Consider the following 17,167-nt stretch of genomic DNA (forward strand, 5'->3'; position numbering starts at 1 on the left):
CTCCGTCGTTAATGGCTTAAATGCAGAATTCGATCGAATTATATCGATCGTAACGTAGAGCTAATACCGCTGGCCGGTAATTCGTATCACCATCACTTCCAGTATATTTTGGTCTGGACTAATGGCACCGATAGGCTGTAGATCAGCTTTTGTATCCATCAATGGACCGGTTTCACGTGCGGTAGAATATAATCCATTACTTCTAAATATATTTTAATTAAGTGTAATAGAATTTTTGGGATCTATAAACTTGATATGCATCCATTCCCCAGATGTACAAATCAAAGGTAGCCACCATATTCCCAGGGTAGCAGCCTTACCAGAAACCACCTAAAGCCATCGTGTTTAACGAGTTTTACCAGATGGCAAATGCTTGGAACCACGATTCTGCGGTGCCTGAATCGACGTGGTTGAAACTATTACTGAACGGGGACGTTCGTCTTTTTATCCCTCAAAAGATACGTTTGACTCTGTCTCGATTACCATGTTTTATATCTGTAACCGAGGCCATGTCGATGGGGTGCTGCTTGCAGCCGGGGTGCAAAATCGACGAGAAAGGCTGCGTCAGCGACGAGCTGTTTCTTGCAAAGTTTCGCAAGGAACATTTCGTTGGTCACCTAATTTCTCGCCGAAAAGAGTTTGACATGGAGCAAGCGGTTCGTGTCGGGATTGACCACTGCGTACAGCCAGAACCGCTCGTCATTGAGTTAGATCACGGTTTCGTCAACTGCGACGTGATCAGGATTGGCACCATCGAGGGGCTGTATATCTGCTTTCCACACCCAGTTGTGAACGGTGGATTAACAGCGCTCGACGCCTAATATATAAATAATCAAGACTGTATTCCAAATTGATTTTTCGGCTAGATGGATACCGAGCTTCATTGCTGGCTCGGGTGTCGCCTCTCGCTCCAGACATTCTAACTCGAAGCAGTCGTTACTTCCGTTGATGCGGGTGATTTCGAGCATAGACTACTCAAAATCGTTCCGCCTCACTTTTCAACCCCTATCTGAGCACTGCCGACTAGACAGTGCCCACTCTTTTATAGATGTTATACACATAAGGTAGCATGAATCACGATACAAAGGGCATCCTATTGATAGTGCTTTCCGCGACATCGTTTGGGACACTGGGTGTTCTCGGAAAGTATGCCTCGGCCGCAGACCTCTCGATCCCGACAGTTCTTGCCTATCGATTTCTCGGCGGAACGCTCTTCTTCTGGATGATCGTGGCGTACACCGGCAACCTGAGACGCCTCCGTGGCCGAGCGCTCGGCGGCGCCGTCCTCCTCGGTGCCGGGTTCTACTCTGTCCATAGCGGTCTGTACTTCCTCGGGCTGGAGTTCATGACTGCCGGCTTGACCGGCCTAGTCATCTACACCTATCCGGTGCTCGTGGTTGTCCTTTCGTATGTCATCCTTGACGAGCGGATCACCCGTTACACCGTTGTCGGCCTCGTGCTCGCCCTAGGCGGCGTCGCTGTGGTCTCCGGGTTCGATCCCGCAGGCGCGGATCCGATCGGGATTGCAGTCGTGCTTGGAGCGGCACTGGTTTACGCGGGCTACTACGTGACCAGTCATATCGCCGTTGATAACGTCAACGCCCAAACGCTAACGGCGTACGTCCTCCCCTCGGCAGGTGCAAGCTTCATCATCTTTGGACTAGTGACGGACTCGCTGACGATTCCCACGACCAGTTACGAGGTAACAATCCTAGCGGCGATTGCCCTAATCGGGACGGCTATTCCCATTGGCGCATTCTTTGCGGGGCTGGCTTACATCGGCGCGAGTCGGGCGAGCATCATCGCGAGCTTAGAACCAGCGACTGCGGTCATTCTCGGCGTGATCCTGCTTAACGAGCCCCTTGCCCCAGCGACGGCCGTCGGCGGCCTGCTGGTGCTGGTCGGCGTACTTGTCATCCAGAGAGAGTGACCTGACCAACGGACCAGTGCGATCGACGACCACACCGACCCGTAAGGTAGGGCGACGCTCGATCGATCAAGCGGTTTCAAACGGCAGTATTCTCGATAGATCAAGCAATGCACACGGGCCAACCCCGGCAATACCTCCGCTAACTGGCCTCCATCTCTCTTTGCTAACGCACTTTCCCTCGTCTTTCGCCTGAGTGCATGGATCTAACACGGACGAGATACATGCCTTGAGTAATGGTCCGGATACTCGACGCGACACAGGTGAAGTCGCTGCTCGATATCGGAGAGTTGCTGTCTGTCATCGAAACGGCGATGGTAAAGCAGGGGAGCGGCGAGGTGGTCCGCCCCGAACGCCCGCACTTCCCAGTCGGGGAGGGCCTTGATCCTGAGCGACCGGATAAGGCGCTCGGAACAGGACTGACGATGCCGGCCTACATCCATGGATCTGACTACTACGCGACGAAGCTGGTTGGCTTCTTCGAGGACAACCCGACGCGCGACCTTCCAACGATCACCGCCCAAATCGTCGTCAACGAAGCTGACACCGGCCTTCCCGTAGCTGTAATGGACGGCAGTCACGTCACCGGGATGCGAACTGGCTGTATCGGCGGGCTGGCCGCCCGTGAACTGGCGAACAAGCCCGTCACCCTCGGGGTCATTGGGGCCGGCACTCAGGCACGCTGGCAGACGCGTGCGATCGCAGCCGCGACCGACGTCGAACGCGTTCGCATCTACTCGCCGAGTAACTCCAGGTTCTCCTGTGCGAACGAGCTCAACGAAGAACTCAACGTACCAGTCGAGGCGATCGACTCGGCTAGGGACGCGGTTGAGCCCGCAAACACCGTCGTGACCGCGACGTCCGCGGAGTCGCCGGTCCTCAACGGCGACTGGCTATCCCCCGGCACGCTCGTCATCGCCGTCGGTGCGTTTTCCCCCGAGATGCAGGAACTCGATCAGAGAACCTTCGACCGAGCGAACAAGGTGTTCGCCGACGTACCCGGGGAGGCGCATGAGACAGGGGACGTAATCGCGGCGGATCTGACGGACGACGCGATAGGATCACTGGCCACCGTGTTAGAAGGAACGTCGGGGAGAGATAGTGAAGGCGAGATCATCGTGGTCGAGAGTGTCGGTTCGGCGGTCTTCGACGCTGCGACCGCTGCCTCCGTCGTCGAACTGGCCGAAGCGGAGGATGTCGGTACGCTCGTCGACCTTTAAGGCCGTTGATCTGCTCGACCTTCGCACCGACGCATAGGCGGGTTCGGCAATCACGACACGCGACAATATGATTGCGGACTGCGTGGCTGCATCGACATGACCGCGGAAAACATTCTTGACCGAAACCCGAATCCCCCGACGATGAAATCCGATACCACCCTAATCTGGGTCCGTGGGTGCAAGCCGATCGATCTGGTGGACGACAGGACCAAGACAGTAGTCAACAAGAAATCGTCGCGTCGATCGCGAACATAGTGTTGCCAACACGGGATCTCGCCGCATCCACTCCCGATGATTATAGGCTGAACAGGCGCAATCCCAGGCCGTTGACGGCGTGGATACGCCCCGTCACTTCTGGTGACAGACCATCGTTCAAACGCCACCCCCACGTTTCCCTCGGTGACGGTTACGTGACAGGCTGACCTACTGTAGAGGAGGAATCGGTGGGACGGAGCGGACTCCGCCCCGTCCTACGGAGGCGGCCTGTCAGCCCAAGCAATGAGACAGTATCTGGAACCAGTCCGGTGAACAGCTGGTTCCTATAATGAATCAGCGCCGGTGCCGGACTGCTTGGAAGCATCACGAAACGTAACTCCGAGTCCGTCGACGTCTGGGGGACTCCCGTGAGGCACAAACAACTCTGAGAGTCCCGATCTGACCGAGGATAGGAGTACCGGGGGCCTGGCACTCCCAGCACTCCTACCCACTCAGTCCGTGAACCGCCAGTTAGATTCGCACTGACTGGCTGGTCGGTGAGACCGTCAAACCTGAAACTCCCACCGCTCGGGATTCCTCCGCGTTCATGCCGAGGAGGATGTCAAGTCAGTACGCTCTAGGCCGCTTTAATTCGCATTGGGGCACAGTAGCATTTACCGATGTACTTCCTCGAAGAGGGACCCAAACACATAGAACGACCGAGAAAAATGTGTTCATATGGCCGCGATGCTCACGTGCTACGCGTGCGGAGAGGAATACGACCAGCGGGAGCGCGCCCGCTGTGCTTGCGGGGAACCGCTCTGGTTCGAGATGGACGACGCAAACTTAGAGTGGGAGACGCTCCCAGACGCGCCCGGACTATGGCGTTACAAATCGGTTCTTCCGATTGATCCACCAACGGATGCGTCCCGTGAAGGGGGAGATGTCTCAACAGTGTCAGGTGATCCGTCCAGGACGGCCTTGCCACCGGTCGGAATCGCTAGCGGGGCCGGCGGGACGCCGCTCTTTAGGACGCCGATGCTTGATGAGGTGGCGGGCTGCACCACGTACCTCAAGGACGAAGGGCAGAATCCGACGGGTAGCTTCAAGGATCGCGGCAGTGCCGTCGGCGTCACGGCGGCCGCCGAGCGAGGTCGGCCCGTAGGAACTGTCTCGCACGGCAACATGGCAATGAGTATGGCCGCCCACGCGGCAAGCGCGGACATCACCTGCGTCGTCCTCGTGCCGGCAGATATCTCGGAAACACGCCTACAACTGATTTCCCAGTACAATCCGCTGGTCATTCGGGTCGACGGCAACTATGGCCGGCTATACGAACGCTCACTTGAGCTCGGGCCGGAGCTCGGGATCTCGTTCGTCAACTCCGACAGCCCGTTGCGCGTCGCGGGACAGGCAACGACTACCCTCGAAATCTTGGACGAGTTCGCCCCCGCCGTGCCCGACGCGCTCGTGATGCCCGTAAGCAGCGGCGGGCACGCCAGCTCCGCTTGGAAAGCCCTTCGTGACCTCGAGGCAGCGGGTGTCCTCTCTTCACTGCCAACCCTCCACTTCGTCCAGGCGGCCTCCAGTGCCCCGATCGCGGCGGCATTCGCGGACGATGAGAATACCGTCTCTCCGATCAAGGGCGGCGGGACAATCGCCTACTCGATCGGTAACGGCGACCCACCAAGCGGGAATCGGGCGCTTGCGGCCGCCCGCGATACCGGCGGCCGCGTTGTTGCCGTCACCGACGACGAAATCCGGGCCGCAACCGCCGAGCTCGCGGCTCGCGCAGGCGCCTGCGTCGAACCGGCCTCGGCGACCACGCTCGCTGGTACGTGGAACCTGGTCGACGACGGCGTCATCAACGCCGACGACGACGTCGTCTTAGTCGCCACCGGTACCGGCTTCAAGGAGGATGTCGGGCAACCTGACTCGCCTGAGTCTCCGACCGTTCCCCTCAAGGAACTGGAGGCGACGCTCAAGCGTCGGATTGACTGATCGGAGCCAATAATGATCGATAACCGCTGATTTCTATCAAGAAGGAAATTAAGCCGAAAAGCCGCACTATTCGGTTTCAGCCGCCGAGGTAGAGTTCACCAACCTTCGAGTCGTTGAGCAGTGCGTCGCCGGTGTCTTCGAAGCGGTTCTCGCCCATCTCGAGGACATAGCCCCGATCAGAGAACTCCAGCGCCTTGCGCGCATTCTGTTCGACCATCAGGATCGCAGTGCCGTCTTCGTTGATTTCGATAATCTTCTCGAAAATGTCGTCAACGAGGTCGGGCGCGAGGCCGGCGCTTGGCTCGTCGATGAGCATCAGATCAGGGTCAACCATTAGCCCGCGTCCCATCGCAAGCATTTGCTGTTGGCCGCCGCTCATCGAACCAGCTTGCTGGGATTTTCGGTCTTCGAGGATGGGGAAGTGGTCGTAGATACGCTCATAGTTCTCCTGGGGTGGATCGCCGAGAATGTAACCGCCCATCCGAAGGTTCTCCTCGACAGAGAGCGTCGGGAAGACGTTCTCCGTCTGGGGGACGTAGCACATTCCGTTGCGCGCAAGATCGGAGGTCTGGTCGTGCGTGACGTCCTCCCCGCGGAAGGTAATGGTTCCATCCCAGCAGTCTACGAGACTGAACACCGTCTTCATCAGAGTGGACTTACCAGCGCCGTTCGGACCGATGATCGAGATGATTTCGTCTGATTCGACGTCAATTGAGATTCCATGAAGGATCTCGACGTCGCCGTAGCCCGAGACCACGTCTCGTGCTTCGAGTAGCGCCATCGTCAGCCCCCCAAGTACGCGTCGATGACTTGTTGATCGCCCTGTACCTCCTCCGGTGTGCCTTCCATGAGCTTCTTGCCCTGATGCATGACGATGATGCGTTCGGATAGATCCATAATGACGTCCATGTCGTGCTCAACGACGCAGAATGTGTAGCCCTGGTCTCGTAATTCCTTGATGCGTGCGAGCAACGTCTTCGACAGTGTTGGGTTGACGCCGGCAACGGGCTCGTCGAGCAAGATCAGCTCGGGATCGGCCATCAGCACGCGGCCGAGTTCAAGCAGTTTACGCTGCCCACCGCTGAGATTGCTCGCGTACTCGTCTCGTAGGTGTTCGAGGTCGAGCAACTCGAGGACTTCCTCAGCTCGCTCGCGGTTTTCGGCCTCGGTCTCCTCGACGCTGTCGAAGTGCAGCCATGACTTGATGACGTTCTCGCCGGGTTGATCCTTCGGGGAGAGCAGCAGGTTCTCGAAGACAGTCAGGCCTTCCAGGCCACGCGTTATCTGGAATGTTCGCATCATTCCTGCGCGCGAAACCTGAAATGGTCGGCTGTACTTGTGGCCGAAGTAGCGTGTCTTGAGGAGTTCTTGGCCGTGATAGGCGCCAAGTCCGACTCCCGCTCCGATCGCGGTTGCGCCCGCCTCGATAGCGATCGAGGGGTCGGACTGGGCAGCAAGACCGAGGCCACCGAGACCGGCGATGAGTGCCGCCGAGCCGCCGAGGTAGGTCTTATCTGAAGTGCTCGGCTGCATGATATCCTGGAGGTCGGTCCCACGGTAGCGGATCTCACCGGCGTCCGGCGGGAGGAAGCCGCTGAGCATCTTGAACGTCGTCGTCTTTCCGGCGCCGTTCGGACCGATCAGGCCAACAATCGTACCCTCCTCGATCTCAAATTCGACGCCGTCGACAGCAGTGATGCCGCCGAAGTGCTTCTCGATCCCGTCGACAGCCAGCAGCGGTTCGTCGCTCATGCGACGGTCACCTCTGCGCGGTGGGTCCGACAGTTGCGCTCGCGATGGTCGATCCGCCCGTCCGACGTGAGTTGTTCGGTCATGTGTTGTTCTCCGTCATGAGTTGTTTGTTTCCGAGGAATCCCTGCGGTCTGTACGTCACGATCAGTATCAGCACCAGGCCGATCAGTAGGAAGCGTAGGTCGGCGGCCACACCACCTGACAGGCCGGGTAGGAAGTCGCTGATGAACCGAGGTCCTTGGAGGAGGACCATCAGGAATCCGGCGCCGAGGATCGCCCCGCGGTTCGAGCCGCTACCGCCAACAATGACGGCGATCCAGACGTAGAACGTGAACTCAGGGATGAACTCAAATGGGGTGATGAAGTTGAGCCGCAGCGCCGTGAGCGCCCCGGCGACTCCCATGATCATACTTCCGATGACAAACGCTTGCATCTTCATCGAGAACGTGTTCTTCCCAAGCGCCTGAGCGACGTCTTCGTCGTCGCGGATCGCTCCTAGAGCGCGTCCCCATGGACTCTGAACGCCGCGTTCGGCAAGCCAGTAAACGATACCGAGTGTAATCAGCGTGATCGCGAGCAGCGTGAGGTTACTGTACTCAAGGGCGACGAGTGGATTGTTCACCGTCGATCCCGTTCCGCCGCCCGTCAACCAGCCTTCGTTGAGGAAGATCAGGCGGATGGTTTCAGCGAGCCCGAGGGTCGCAATCGCGAGGTAGTCCGTTCGCAGCCGCAGCGTTGGAATGCCGATGAGGACAGCGATCACCCCGGATACAAGCGCCGCTAGGATAACCGCAACTGGAATGGGAATTGGGATGCCGAACGCATCGATCCACAGGTATGGGAGCCCCCACGAGAACGCTGTTTCGCCGCCGATCTTTGTGACTAGCGCGGCGGTGTAGGCGCCGATACCCCAGAAGGCGGCGACGCTGATGTTGAACAGGCCGGTCTGACCCCATTGTAGGTTCAGTCCGATCGCCAGGATGGCGTAGATGCCGCCCAGCGTCAACATGCTGACGAGGAACGCTGCAGTTCCACTTACGGCCATTTTACCACCTCCCTCCAGCGATTCCTTCCGGTTTGTAGAGCAGTACAGCGATCATAATCAGGAACGCGAATGCGTATCGGTACTCCGCTGCGACACCAGGTATCATGATGCTTGTCTCTTGAGCGATGCCGATGATGTACGCGCCGAGCATCGCGCCGTACGGGCTGCCGATGCCGCCGAGGATAACCGCCGCGAACACTACCAACACGATGTTGAATCCCATCCGTGGGAACAGCACGCCGGTCTGCATTGCCAGCAACATGCCGCCGGCACCGGCGAGAGCACCCGATAATGCCCAGGTGACGGTCATCACGTTTTCGGTGTCGATCCCGGCGACCTTTGCGAGGGATTTGTTGTCGGATGTCGCCCGCATTGCGATTCCCATCCGCGTCCGCGTCAGGAACAGGTGCGTCGCCGTCGCGAGTAGGAGTGCCAGGACGACGATGATGACGTCCGTTGAGGTTAGTCGAAGGCTGTAATTGATCCAGCCGAATGACCCGTTGAGCAGTTGTGTCCCCTGCTCAAGCGGCATCGAGAGCGTTCGTTGATTGTCGCCCCACTGAAGCCGGATCACAGCTCGCAGGAACAGTGCTAGCCCGATTGTGAGGATCAATAGGACGATCGGCGTGGAATCTCGGTGGCGGGCCATCAGGGTTCGGTCTAGGGCCACACCGAGGAGCCCAACGGCCACAAATGCGATGAATCCGGCGACGTAAATCGGCAGTCCCAGGGTGACGTACCCTGCGAAGGTGATGAACGCACCGAGGGTCAGGAACTCCCCGTGGGCGAAGTTCGCGAAGTTGCCGATGCCGTAGAGTAGCGAGAGCCCAACCGATGCGAGGAGGATGATACTGCCGAAGACGATACCGTTCACGACCAATTGAAGTTGAAATGCCATCGATGGGAGTGTTGGTTACTCGCTGGTATCGACGAAGCCCTGCATCTCGAACGTCCCGTCGATGACTTCCCAGTGCTGGTAGGATCCAGACGGGTCGCCGTTCTCGTCTAGATTGACGTTCCCACTGGCACCCTGGTAATTAATTTGGTTTCCGGCATCGAGTTCACTCTTGCCCTCTGCGATCGAGGAAACCTCGGTCCCCTCGGGCCGGCTGATTTCGTAGATCTCGTTTTTGACCGCGTCGCTACTGAACTCGCCCGCCGAGTGAATCGCAAGCCCCAGCATCATGTACGCGTCGTAGGCGTAGGCCGCCCAGACCGTCGGCTGGCGGTCGTACTCGTTCTGGAATTCCTCCGCGAAGGTCTGATAGATATCGCTCTCGATCGGCGGGCTCGGGTTGGTCCCCTTCATCCCATTGATCGCCGCTGGATCGACGTTTTGCTCGACCTCGTCGGAGACCATACTCTCCGCGCCGAATAGCTCGTAGTTCTCTTGGATACCCATTTCGTAGGCCTCGCGAATCATCGTCTGGAACGTCTGTGGGTACACGATGAAAACGATGCCCTCCGGATCGGGGTTTTCTGCCTCGCTGAGTTGGGTCGAGTACGAACTGCGTCCCTGCTCGGCGGGGATCTTTGTCTCGACGGTGTTTCCGAGCTCCTCGTACCGCTCCTGGAAGGCGTCTGCGAGGCCCTGTCCGTAGTCGTTGTTGACCATGATTACGGACGCTGATGAGATGTCGTTGTCCGAGACGACCTGGGCAAGGGCCTGCCCCTGGAACGCGTCCGACGGGCAGCTCCGGAGTACATATCCGTTATCCTCGAGATCGGTGATTCCGGGCGCCGTCGAGTTAATCATGATGTGCGTGATCTCGTTCGGAATCGTGACTGATTCCGCGATCGATACTGCCACCCCGCTTGAACAGGGGCCGGTGAGAACTCCCACGCCGTCCTGGTTGACGAGCTTCTGGGCCGCACTCACGCCGGCGTTTGATGTGGTCTCGGAGTCTGCGGTGATCTTGTTGATCGTTCCACCGGCAACGGTTTCGTTGTTGATTTCCTTTAGTGCGAGGTCGCTCCCGCGATCGTTCCGATCTGCGAACGGAGCGAGGTCTCCCGAGTAGGGGTTGACGAGTCCCACGTCATAGGTGGCTCCGCTGTTGTTTCCGCCACTGCCACCGTCTCCGCCACTGCCACCGTCTCCGTCTCCGTCTCCGCCATTTCCACTGTTATCGCCGCCTAGACAGCCGGCCAGTGCGGCCGTCACACCACCGGTTGCTATCGTTTTTAGAATTGGCCGCCGTTTCATTGAACTGTCGTCCGTGTTGGTTTCGTCATGTGTCATGATCTAACTCCGTGAGGGAACGTCCCACGGATGCCACACAATTCCTAACACATTGTTATATAATTTTCTGTTTTTATCACTTCCATTTAGATGGAAAATATCGCCCGGAGCAAGCGGTGTTCAAATAAGGATGAAGAGTAACAGAGCGGTTTCTAGTGGTTCATACCAGAAAACATCCGCTTCAGCGGTTGTAAAGTCCAATATAAATTCGGTTTCTGAATTGACAGGAAGTATCTGAGTCCCTGATGAAGCTCTCGTATCCAACTCCATTTGGCTGAACTATTACTTTCAGAGTCAATCGTTATTCTTGATGAAGTGGGATGACGATCGTGTGTGATTACCGGACCGGAAGTAGAGCGCAGAGACAGGCAACGATCGGCCGCCTATCGCGTGATTACGACGTTACCGTCCGCGCTGATACTCGCCGTGGTCTCCGGTGGAACTACTGTCGTAGAGCCGGCCCCTTCAAGAATCGCTGGACCCTCAACGGACGTGCCAGGCGCTAGCTCCTCGCGGCGGTAGACACTGGCTTTCCGGTAGCCTGAATCCGCGAAGTAGACCTCGCGGCTCGTCCGGGTGGCCTCCTCGTCGGTAGCCGTCAGCGCGTCCTCAAACCGGGGTGTCGGGACAACCCCGTTGACCCGTAGGGTAACGAACTCCACTGACTCGTCCGGGTTCCCGTAGCCGTACCGGCGCTCGTGGGCGGCGTGGAAGCGCTCACGAACGGTCTCAAGTGCAGCGGTATCGATCTCGCCGTCGGGAGCATCGACGGTAAGTTCGTATGACTGACCTTTGTAGCGCAGGTCGACGCTTCGTTCGACGGTGACCGTTTCGGGATCGATCGACTGCTCCTCAAAGCGTTCAAGAAGGGTGGTGATGAGTTCGTCGAATCCCTCACTGATGGCGTCCGGGTCGTCACCGGCGGCGCGGGCCGATCGGGACTCGTCCATGCGCATGTCCGCGAGCAGGAGGCCGCGAGCGGAGAACACGCCCGGATTTCGCGGGATGATTGTCGCCTTGACGTCCAACTCCGCAGCGACCGACGGTGCCTGCATCGGGCCAGCGCCGCCAAAGGCCACAAGCGCGAAGCTCGCTGGGTTGTGTCCGCGTTCGACTGTTACACGGCGAATTTCGCGTGCCAGGCCAGCGTTGGCGACCCGGACAACCGACAAGGCAGCCTCCTCAACGGTCTCGCCTAGTGGGTTCGCGATCTCCGTCTCGAATATCTCGCGGGTTCTCTCGACGGCGAGGTCCATTTCACCCCCCAAGAAATTTTCGGGGCTTACCCGTCCGAGCAGGAGGTTTGCGTCGGTGAGTGTCGGCTGTTCGCCTCCACGCCCGTAGCAGATTGGTCCGGGGTCGGCGCCCGCGCTCTCGGGGCCGACGTGGAGGCCGCCGCCGGCATCCAGCCAGGCAATTGACCCGCCGCCGGAGCCGACGGTGTTAATGTCAATCATCGGCGTGTTGACTGGAAGATCGTTGATCTTGCCTGATGTAGAGCGGACGATTTCGCCTTCTCGGACGATGCTGACATCGGCGCTCGTTCCGCCCATGTCGATCCCGATCGCATTCGGGTATCCCTCCGCGTGGGTGACGTCCCGTGTCGCGACGGCGCCCGCAGCTGGCCCCGAAAGCACCGTCCGGATCGCAGCCTCGGTCGCGCCCTGTGTGCCGAAGATACCCCCACCGGAATGCATCACGTTGAGGGGCACGTCGATGTCTCGCTCAAGGATGCCCTTATCGAGGCGTGCGAAGTACTCCTCAACCGTCGTCTTGACCGCCTCGTTGAGCACTGTCGTGATCGTCCGATCGTACTCGCGGATCTCAGGGTGAACCGCCGATGATCGAGTACAGTCGAGTCCCGTCTCCGACTCGACGATCTCGACTACACGACGTTCGTGATCTGGGTTCAGGTACGAGAACAACATCGAGACAACAACTGATTCAACGTCCGTGTCGACGAATTCGTGCGCGACCTCGCGCACCGCCGCCTCGTCAAGTGGGTCGACCTCTTCTCCGTCGGCATTGAGGCGTCCAGGCACCTCCTTGCGGTGTCGCCGCGAGATGAGCATCGGCGGCTTCTCCGTCTGGAGGTTATACAGCTCCGGTCGCGTTTGGTCGCCGATCTCGAGAACGTCGCGCAGCCCTTCGTTGGTGATGAGGCCAAGTGGCGGGATTTCTTCCTCAAGAACCGCATTCGTACCAACGGTCGTCCCATGGCTGAGAAAGGAGACCTCACCGGGGTCCGCACCCGTCTCTGCAAGGATCTTTTCAATACCGTTGAGTACACCTTGGTCGAAGTTGGGTGGGGTCGACGGTGTCTTTGTCACCGACACCTCGCCGGTCTCCTCATCGTAGTAGACTACGTCGGTGAACGTCCCACCAGTGTCAATACCGATTCGGACGGTCATTCAGCGCTCACCTCCGTGTCGCATTCGGTGGCCGGTGTCTCTTCTCCGTCATCCTCACTCTCGGTAGCCGACGGCCTCAGTGTTGAATCTTCTCCGTCGGATCGCGCCGCTCGAGTCACCTCGCGGCGGTCACGGGTCGCTTTGCGGTCAAGGTTGCCGTCGTTGGTCACGATGACGCCGTAGGCCTCGCGGGCCGCCTCGACGGAGACCTTCTCGTCGCGGACATCCTCAAGCACGGCTTCGGGATTTCGCTCAAGCGCATCTCCGTAGCCACCGCCACCGGGCGTCTGGATGCTCGCGACACCTCCAGAGTCAAGTGTTGTCGTTGACTTCGAACTCACGTCCTTCCTGTTATCGGTGTCGGGATTCATCACGTAGTGTGCTCTGCGACCGCTCTCACCGCCGAAAAGACCCCATGGGCTTGACTTCGCCCGGTCGGAGAGGATCGAAAACCGCGTCTGGTGGTCGTAGAATTCCATGTCGCGACGCACGCCGAGGCCGCCTCGGGTCCGCCCCGCCCCAGCGGAGTCCTGAATAAGCTCGTACCGGCGAACATACAGCGGTACCTCGCGCTCAAGTTCCTCGATCGGGCTGTTAGCAGTGTTCTGGAAGTGTGTCTGGACGGCCTCCATCCCGTCTTTCTCCTTTCGCGCGCCATAGCCTCCAGCAACCGTCTCGTAGTAGACATACTCGCCATCGTCGCGGGGATCATCACCTCCGTAGGCAATGTTACAGACGATCCCTTTCGAGGCAGCAATCGTCTCGTCTGGGAGTGCGTCGGCCATTGCCTTCGTGACGAGCTCGCCCGCTCGCATAGGGATCTCCCAGCCAGAGGCGACGGGCGCTTGTGGCTTCGGGTTGACCATCGTCCCTTCCGGTGTAATGAATTCAAACGGGCGGTAGAAGCCGTCATTCTTCGGAAGATCAGCGCCGAGCAGCGCCATGATGACGCTCATCGTTCCGGAGAAAATCATCGCTGGCGTACAGTTGAGCGGTCCTTCGTTCTGCTCCGCGGTGCCAGTGAAGTCGACGGTCAACTCGTCGTCCTCAACCGTGATTGCGAGCTTGAGGCAGACCGGCTCGTCGACAACTCCGTCGCCGTCGAGGTAATCAGAGGCCTCATAGGTTCCGTCCGGGAGATCAGCGATGGCCGCCCGGACGCGGTCCTCGGTCGCATCGAAAAGTTCGTCGAGATAGGTTTCGACGGTGTCGGCGCCATAGTCTGCAACTAGTTCGCTGTAGCGCTGCTCTCCAATGCGATTTGCACCGAGTTGGGCGCGATAGTCACCCAAGCGCATCTCTGCGCCGCGGACATTCCGCCGGATCAGGTCAAGCACTGTCTCATTGTACTCCCAGTCCTCGACGGCCTTCGACAGTGGAAGGATAATCCCCTCACCGTAGAGGTCGGTACTGTCGGTCGGAATACCGCCCGGTGTCCCGCCACCGATGTCGACATGGTGGGCCGAGTTGGCAGCGACACCGATCAGTTCGTCGTTATGAAAGAGCGGCGAAATGAGCATGACGTCGGGCAGGTGGACCGCTCCCTTATAGGGATCATTGACCAAGAAGCCGTCGCCTGGTTCAAGGTCCTTGAGGCGATCCTTGAAGTTTCGCGGTACCACCGAGACAAGCGACCCAATATGCTGCGGTGCGACGTCGTGCTGGGCGATGTGACGCAGATCGGCGTCGAACAGCGCACAAGTATGGTCGCGTCGAATTTTGATGTTGGTCGAGTACGCCGTCCGCTGGAGGGTGACTCCCATCTCTTCAACGGCGCCTTCGAGTGAGTGTCTGAATATCTCTAGCTCGCCAGCTGATACCATACGCACGTGTCAAAGCGATATTGCTTAAATCCATCGTCGACCCGCTGGGGCGCTCAACGATCGTCGGGGCACGTAGTAGACACTCGTCGTGTTGTCAATGTGAGCCTGCGGCGGATCAGCCAATCTCACCAGTTGGGCTGGCATGTCAGGAGCAGGTCGGTCCGCCATCACCTACTGCCGACACGTCATTCAAGGTGGATTGAACAATCCCCACCCAGGCTGGAAGGGCGCCTTCGTCGATGGGGTTCGTTATCAACGACATGTCTCTGTGGCAGGCCAGCTGTTACCGGCAGGGCAGCATGCCTCTCTGGTCGAACGGACAGTTCCAACAGAATTGTGCCGATGCACCTACAAGGGTGATTAGGTCATCGGGAAGAAAGGGATCCATCATTATGATAGTGAGTTTGCTGGTACGGGTCTGATCACCGTCGGCGAATTTCTGGGCACACAGGTTATCGCGGTAGTGAGAATTCTTCCGCTAGACCTCCATTCGCACGCTGACGATGTAGAGACCGACGGTCATGACGAGGCCGCCAGCAAAGAATAATGGACCCAAATCTTCTCTAAGGAAGATTGCACCAAGCGCCGAGCCGACCACCGGCTGAACGAAGAAGAACATCGCGACGATGCTGGAGTCGACGTACTCAAGGCCCTTGTACCAGAGGTACCACGAAATCGCGGTGGCAAAGACGCTCAGGTATACGAGGCCGAGGAGGAAGGGCAAGCTAATCACCGCCTCGTCAATCACCGGGCCTCGTATCCACAGTTCGATGATTGCCATCCCAAATAGCATGGGAACGGAGATCACCGTTGCGTATGTCGCGGTTTCGAGCGCCGAATATCGCCGGACGAGATCGCGCCCCCACACAGTGTAGATCGCCCACGCAAGACTCGCGGTGAACAACGCCCCGATCCCGGCGAGGTTGGCGTCGGTGAGCATCGAGAAATCGTACTGCCCGGATAGGACGAGCATCGTTCCGAACAAGGTGATGACCAGCCCGACCACCTTCGTCTGGGTCACCGTCTCATCAAGGACCGTAACGCCCAGAAGTAGAATGAACACGGGCACCATTACAGTTAGCAGCGAACTCTGACTAGCGTTCGTCAGCTCCGTGCCGAGAAACTGGGTCGCGAGTGTAACTGCGATCGCCGCTCCAAGGCCGGTGAATCTCCACCACTCGCCGCGGGTGAATGTCCGGGATGGCTTCGTTGCCCGAACGAGCGCTAGAAGGACGATCGCCGCCAGTGCCACCCGGAGGAATGAGAGCGTCACTGGCGGGACAACTGAGAGTCCCCACTTGGCAACGACGTACATCCCACCCCACAGCGCGGACGCGCCAAGCGGCGCCAGCGCGTGGATGTGTCGACGGAGCACGATAGTAAGAGTTCGTCACGGGGTACTTAAATTTTGATCGCCCGGAAGTTGTCGACGTATCGTTCCGCGACCATCGAGGTGTGTCGTCCCATAGTCATCAATGAGGATCTCGTAATGACCATCCAAACTCTTATGACAAAATTACCTGAATTATGGGTCATGCAAGTGCTCGTAACCGGTGCGCATGGACGAGTTGGAGAAGGCATCAAACTCAACTTCTTGGACGACCCGGAGTACGAACTAACCTATCTCGATCGAGAAGACCATCCCGATTATGAGACCCACGTCGCAGACGTTTCCGACTACGATGCCATTCGCCCGGCGTTCGACAACCAAGACGCCGTGATCCATCTAGCGGCCTACCCGCTAACCGACGGCACCTGGGATCAGATCCACGAGAGTAACATCGTCGGCACGCACAACGTCATCGAAGCAGCGTCGGAGGCCGGCGTCGAGACGTTCATCTACGCCTCCTCAATCCACGCCGCGGGCAAGTACGAGGAAGATCACGCACCCGAGTGCTACGAGTTCGAATACGACCTGACGGTCACCCACGAGGACCCGGAACGGCCTGACTCCTACTACGGCGCCTCGAAGGCCTTTGGCGAGGACTGGGGCCGATACTACATCGAGAACCACGAGTATCCCGAGCAGTTCTACGCGATTCGCATTGCCAGCATCCGCGAGCCGCCCTACGACAACCCGTTCGGCGACGCGGAGAAAGGCGTCGAAAACGGCGACTGGGAGCGAGGCAGCGACGCGTATGAGGAGCAGGTCAAGCGCCTAAAGGGGACATGGCTTTCCGAGCGTGACTGGGCTCAGATGCTAGATCTCTGCCTCAAGGATGACGACGTTGAGTTCGACATCTTCTTCGGGACTAGCGAGAACGAGCGTGGCTGGTACGACATTGAACACGCAAAAGAGGTCCTCGGCTACGAACCGCAGGACCGGGGCGAGGACTGGACAGAGCCCCCTGAAGAACTAGTTGAACACGTTGACTCCAACCGGTCGGCGTGAGGGTTGGCAATCGTTCGAACTGATCAGGGAAGCAGTTTGAGGAGGGGCTGCTTGTCTGCGGCCTGAACGAGCTTTTCGGGGCTGCCCGTACGATCCGATTAGGCACTGAAGTACGTTTCATGCCTCCGGCTGCGCAGCGGCAAGCGTCTTCATGCCGGA

At 58.6% G+C, this 17,167-nt stretch carries 12 protein-coding genes and 1 pseudogene; 4 read left to right on the forward strand and 9 right to left on the reverse strand.

The annotated features are described in order from the left end of the window. Positions 1–355: 355 nt before the first annotated feature. A pseudogene (locus LPA46_RS14735) lies at positions 356–968 on the reverse strand (IS6 family transposase). A 101-nt stretch (positions 969–1,069) separates the two neighbouring features. On the opposite strand from LPA46_RS14735, the gene LPA46_RS14740 reads away from it, so the two are divergent. From LPA46_RS14740 to thrC, 3 genes are all read left to right on the forward strand, one after another. Then, positions 1,070–1,930, forward strand: coding sequence for a DMT family transporter (locus LPA46_RS14740; protein WP_230893140.1), 861 nt, complete (start codon positions 1,070–1,072; stop codon positions 1,928–1,930). A gap of 233 nt (positions 1,931–2,163) precedes the next feature. Beyond that, on the forward strand, positions 2,164–3,147 hold the full coding sequence (locus tag LPA46_RS14745) for an ornithine cyclodeaminase family protein (protein ID WP_230893141.1): 984 nt from the start codon (positions 2,164–2,166) through the stop codon (positions 3,145–3,147). A gap of 933 nt (positions 3,148–4,080) precedes the next feature. Beyond that, on the forward strand, positions 4,081–5,343 hold the full coding sequence (thrC, locus tag LPA46_RS14750) for a threonine synthase (RefSeq protein ID WP_230893142.1): 1,263 nt from the start codon (positions 4,081–4,083) through the stop codon (positions 5,341–5,343). Between the two features lie 76 nt (positions 5,344–5,419). On the opposite strand, the gene LPA46_RS14755 is transcribed toward thrC, so the two are convergent. The 8 genes from LPA46_RS14755 to LPA46_RS14790 form a co-directional block, all read right to left on the reverse strand. Next, positions 5,420–6,124, reverse strand: coding sequence for an ABC transporter ATP-binding protein (locus LPA46_RS14755; protein ID WP_230893143.1), 705 nt, complete (start codon positions 6,122–6,124; stop codon positions 5,420–5,422). Between the two features lie 2 nt (positions 6,125–6,126). Beyond that, entirely contained in the window at positions 6,127–7,095 is a 969-nt protein-coding gene (locus LPA46_RS14760) for an ABC transporter ATP-binding protein (protein WP_230893144.1), read from the reverse strand. 79 nt (positions 7,096–7,174) lie between these two features. Then, the gene (locus LPA46_RS14765; protein WP_230893145.1) at positions 7,175–8,140 is read right to left on the reverse strand and encodes a branched-chain amino acid ABC transporter permease; all 966 of its coding nucleotides are present in this window, start codon (positions 8,138–8,140) and stop codon (positions 7,175–7,177) included. A 1-nt stretch (position 8,141) separates the two neighbouring features. After that, a complete protein-coding gene (locus LPA46_RS14770; RefSeq protein WP_230893146.1) occupies positions 8,142–9,014 on the reverse strand; it encodes a branched-chain amino acid ABC transporter permease in 873 nt (290 codons plus the stop codon). Between the two features lie 39 nt (positions 9,015–9,053). Further along, a complete protein-coding gene (locus LPA46_RS14775) occupies positions 9,054–10,382 on the reverse strand; it encodes an ABC transporter substrate-binding protein (protein WP_230893147.1) in 1,329 nt (442 codons plus the stop codon). Between the two features lie 383 nt (positions 10,383–10,765). Beyond that, positions 10,766–12,793 carry a hydantoinase/oxoprolinase family protein gene (locus LPA46_RS14780; protein ID WP_230893148.1) on the reverse strand — a complete coding sequence of 676 codons (2,028 nt, stop codon included), beginning with the start codon at positions 12,791–12,793 and terminating at the stop codon, positions 10,766–10,768. Next, positions 12,790–14,616, reverse strand: coding sequence for a hydantoinase B/oxoprolinase family protein (locus LPA46_RS14785; protein WP_230893149.1), 1,827 nt, complete (start codon positions 14,614–14,616; stop codon positions 12,790–12,792). Before LPA46_RS14785 ends, LPA46_RS14780 begins: the two co-directional genes overlap by 4 nt. 478 nt (positions 14,617–15,094) lie before the next feature. Further along, complete coding sequence (locus LPA46_RS14790) at positions 15,095–15,991, reverse strand: DMT family transporter (protein WP_230893150.1); 897 nt, start codon at positions 15,989–15,991, stop codon at positions 15,095–15,097. Positions 15,992–16,150: 159 nt separating this feature from the next. Here LPA46_RS14790 and LPA46_RS14795 point away from each other — a divergent pair, with 159 nt between their 5' ends. Then, positions 16,151–17,008, forward strand: a complete 858-nt coding sequence (locus tag LPA46_RS14795; RefSeq protein WP_230893151.1) for an NAD-dependent epimerase/dehydratase family protein — start codon at positions 16,151–16,153, stop codon at positions 17,006–17,008. The last annotated feature ends 159 nt before the right edge of the window (positions 17,009–17,167 follow it).

This window comes from Halobacterium sp. KA-6, assembly GCF_021029015.1.
Taxonomy (GTDB): Archaea; Halobacteriota; Halobacteria; order Halobacteriales; family Halobacteriaceae; genus Halobacterium.

Bases quoted from the DNA above. Each gene is read 5' to 3' on its own strand.
- LPA46_RS14740 (WP_230893140.1), top strand. From the start codon at position 1,070: ATGAATCACGATACAAAGGGCATCCTATTGATAGTGCTTTCCGCGACA.
- LPA46_RS14745 (WP_230893141.1), top strand. From the start codon at position 2,164: ATGGTCCGGATACTCGACGCGACACAGGTGAAGTCGCTGCTCGATATC.
- thrC (WP_230893142.1), top strand. From the start codon at position 4,081: ATGGCCGCGATGCTCACGTGCTACGCGTGCGGAGAGGAATACGACCAG.
- LPA46_RS14755 (WP_230893143.1), bottom strand. From the start codon at position 6,124: ATGGCGCTACTCGAAGCACGAGACGTGGTCTCGGGCTACGGCGACGTC.
- LPA46_RS14760 (WP_230893144.1), bottom strand. From the start codon at position 7,095: ATGAGCGACGAACCGCTGCTGGCTGTCGACGGGATCGAGAAGCACTTC.
- LPA46_RS14765 (WP_230893145.1), bottom strand. From the start codon at position 8,140: ATGGCCGTAAGTGGAACTGCAGCGTTCCTCGTCAGCATGTTGACGCTG.
- LPA46_RS14775 (WP_230893147.1), bottom strand. From the start codon at position 10,382: ATGACACATGACGAAACCAACACGGACGACAGTTCAATGAAACGGCGG.
- LPA46_RS14780 (WP_230893148.1), bottom strand. From the start codon at position 12,793: ATGACCGTCCGAATCGGTATTGACACTGGTGGGACGTTCACCGACGTA.
- LPA46_RS14785 (WP_230893149.1), bottom strand. From the start codon at position 14,616: ATGGTATCAGCTGGCGAGCTAGAGATATTCAGACACTCACTCGAAGGC.
- LPA46_RS14795 (WP_230893151.1), top strand. From the start codon at position 16,151: ATGCAAGTGCTCGTAACCGGTGCGCATGGACGAGTTGGAGAAGGCATC.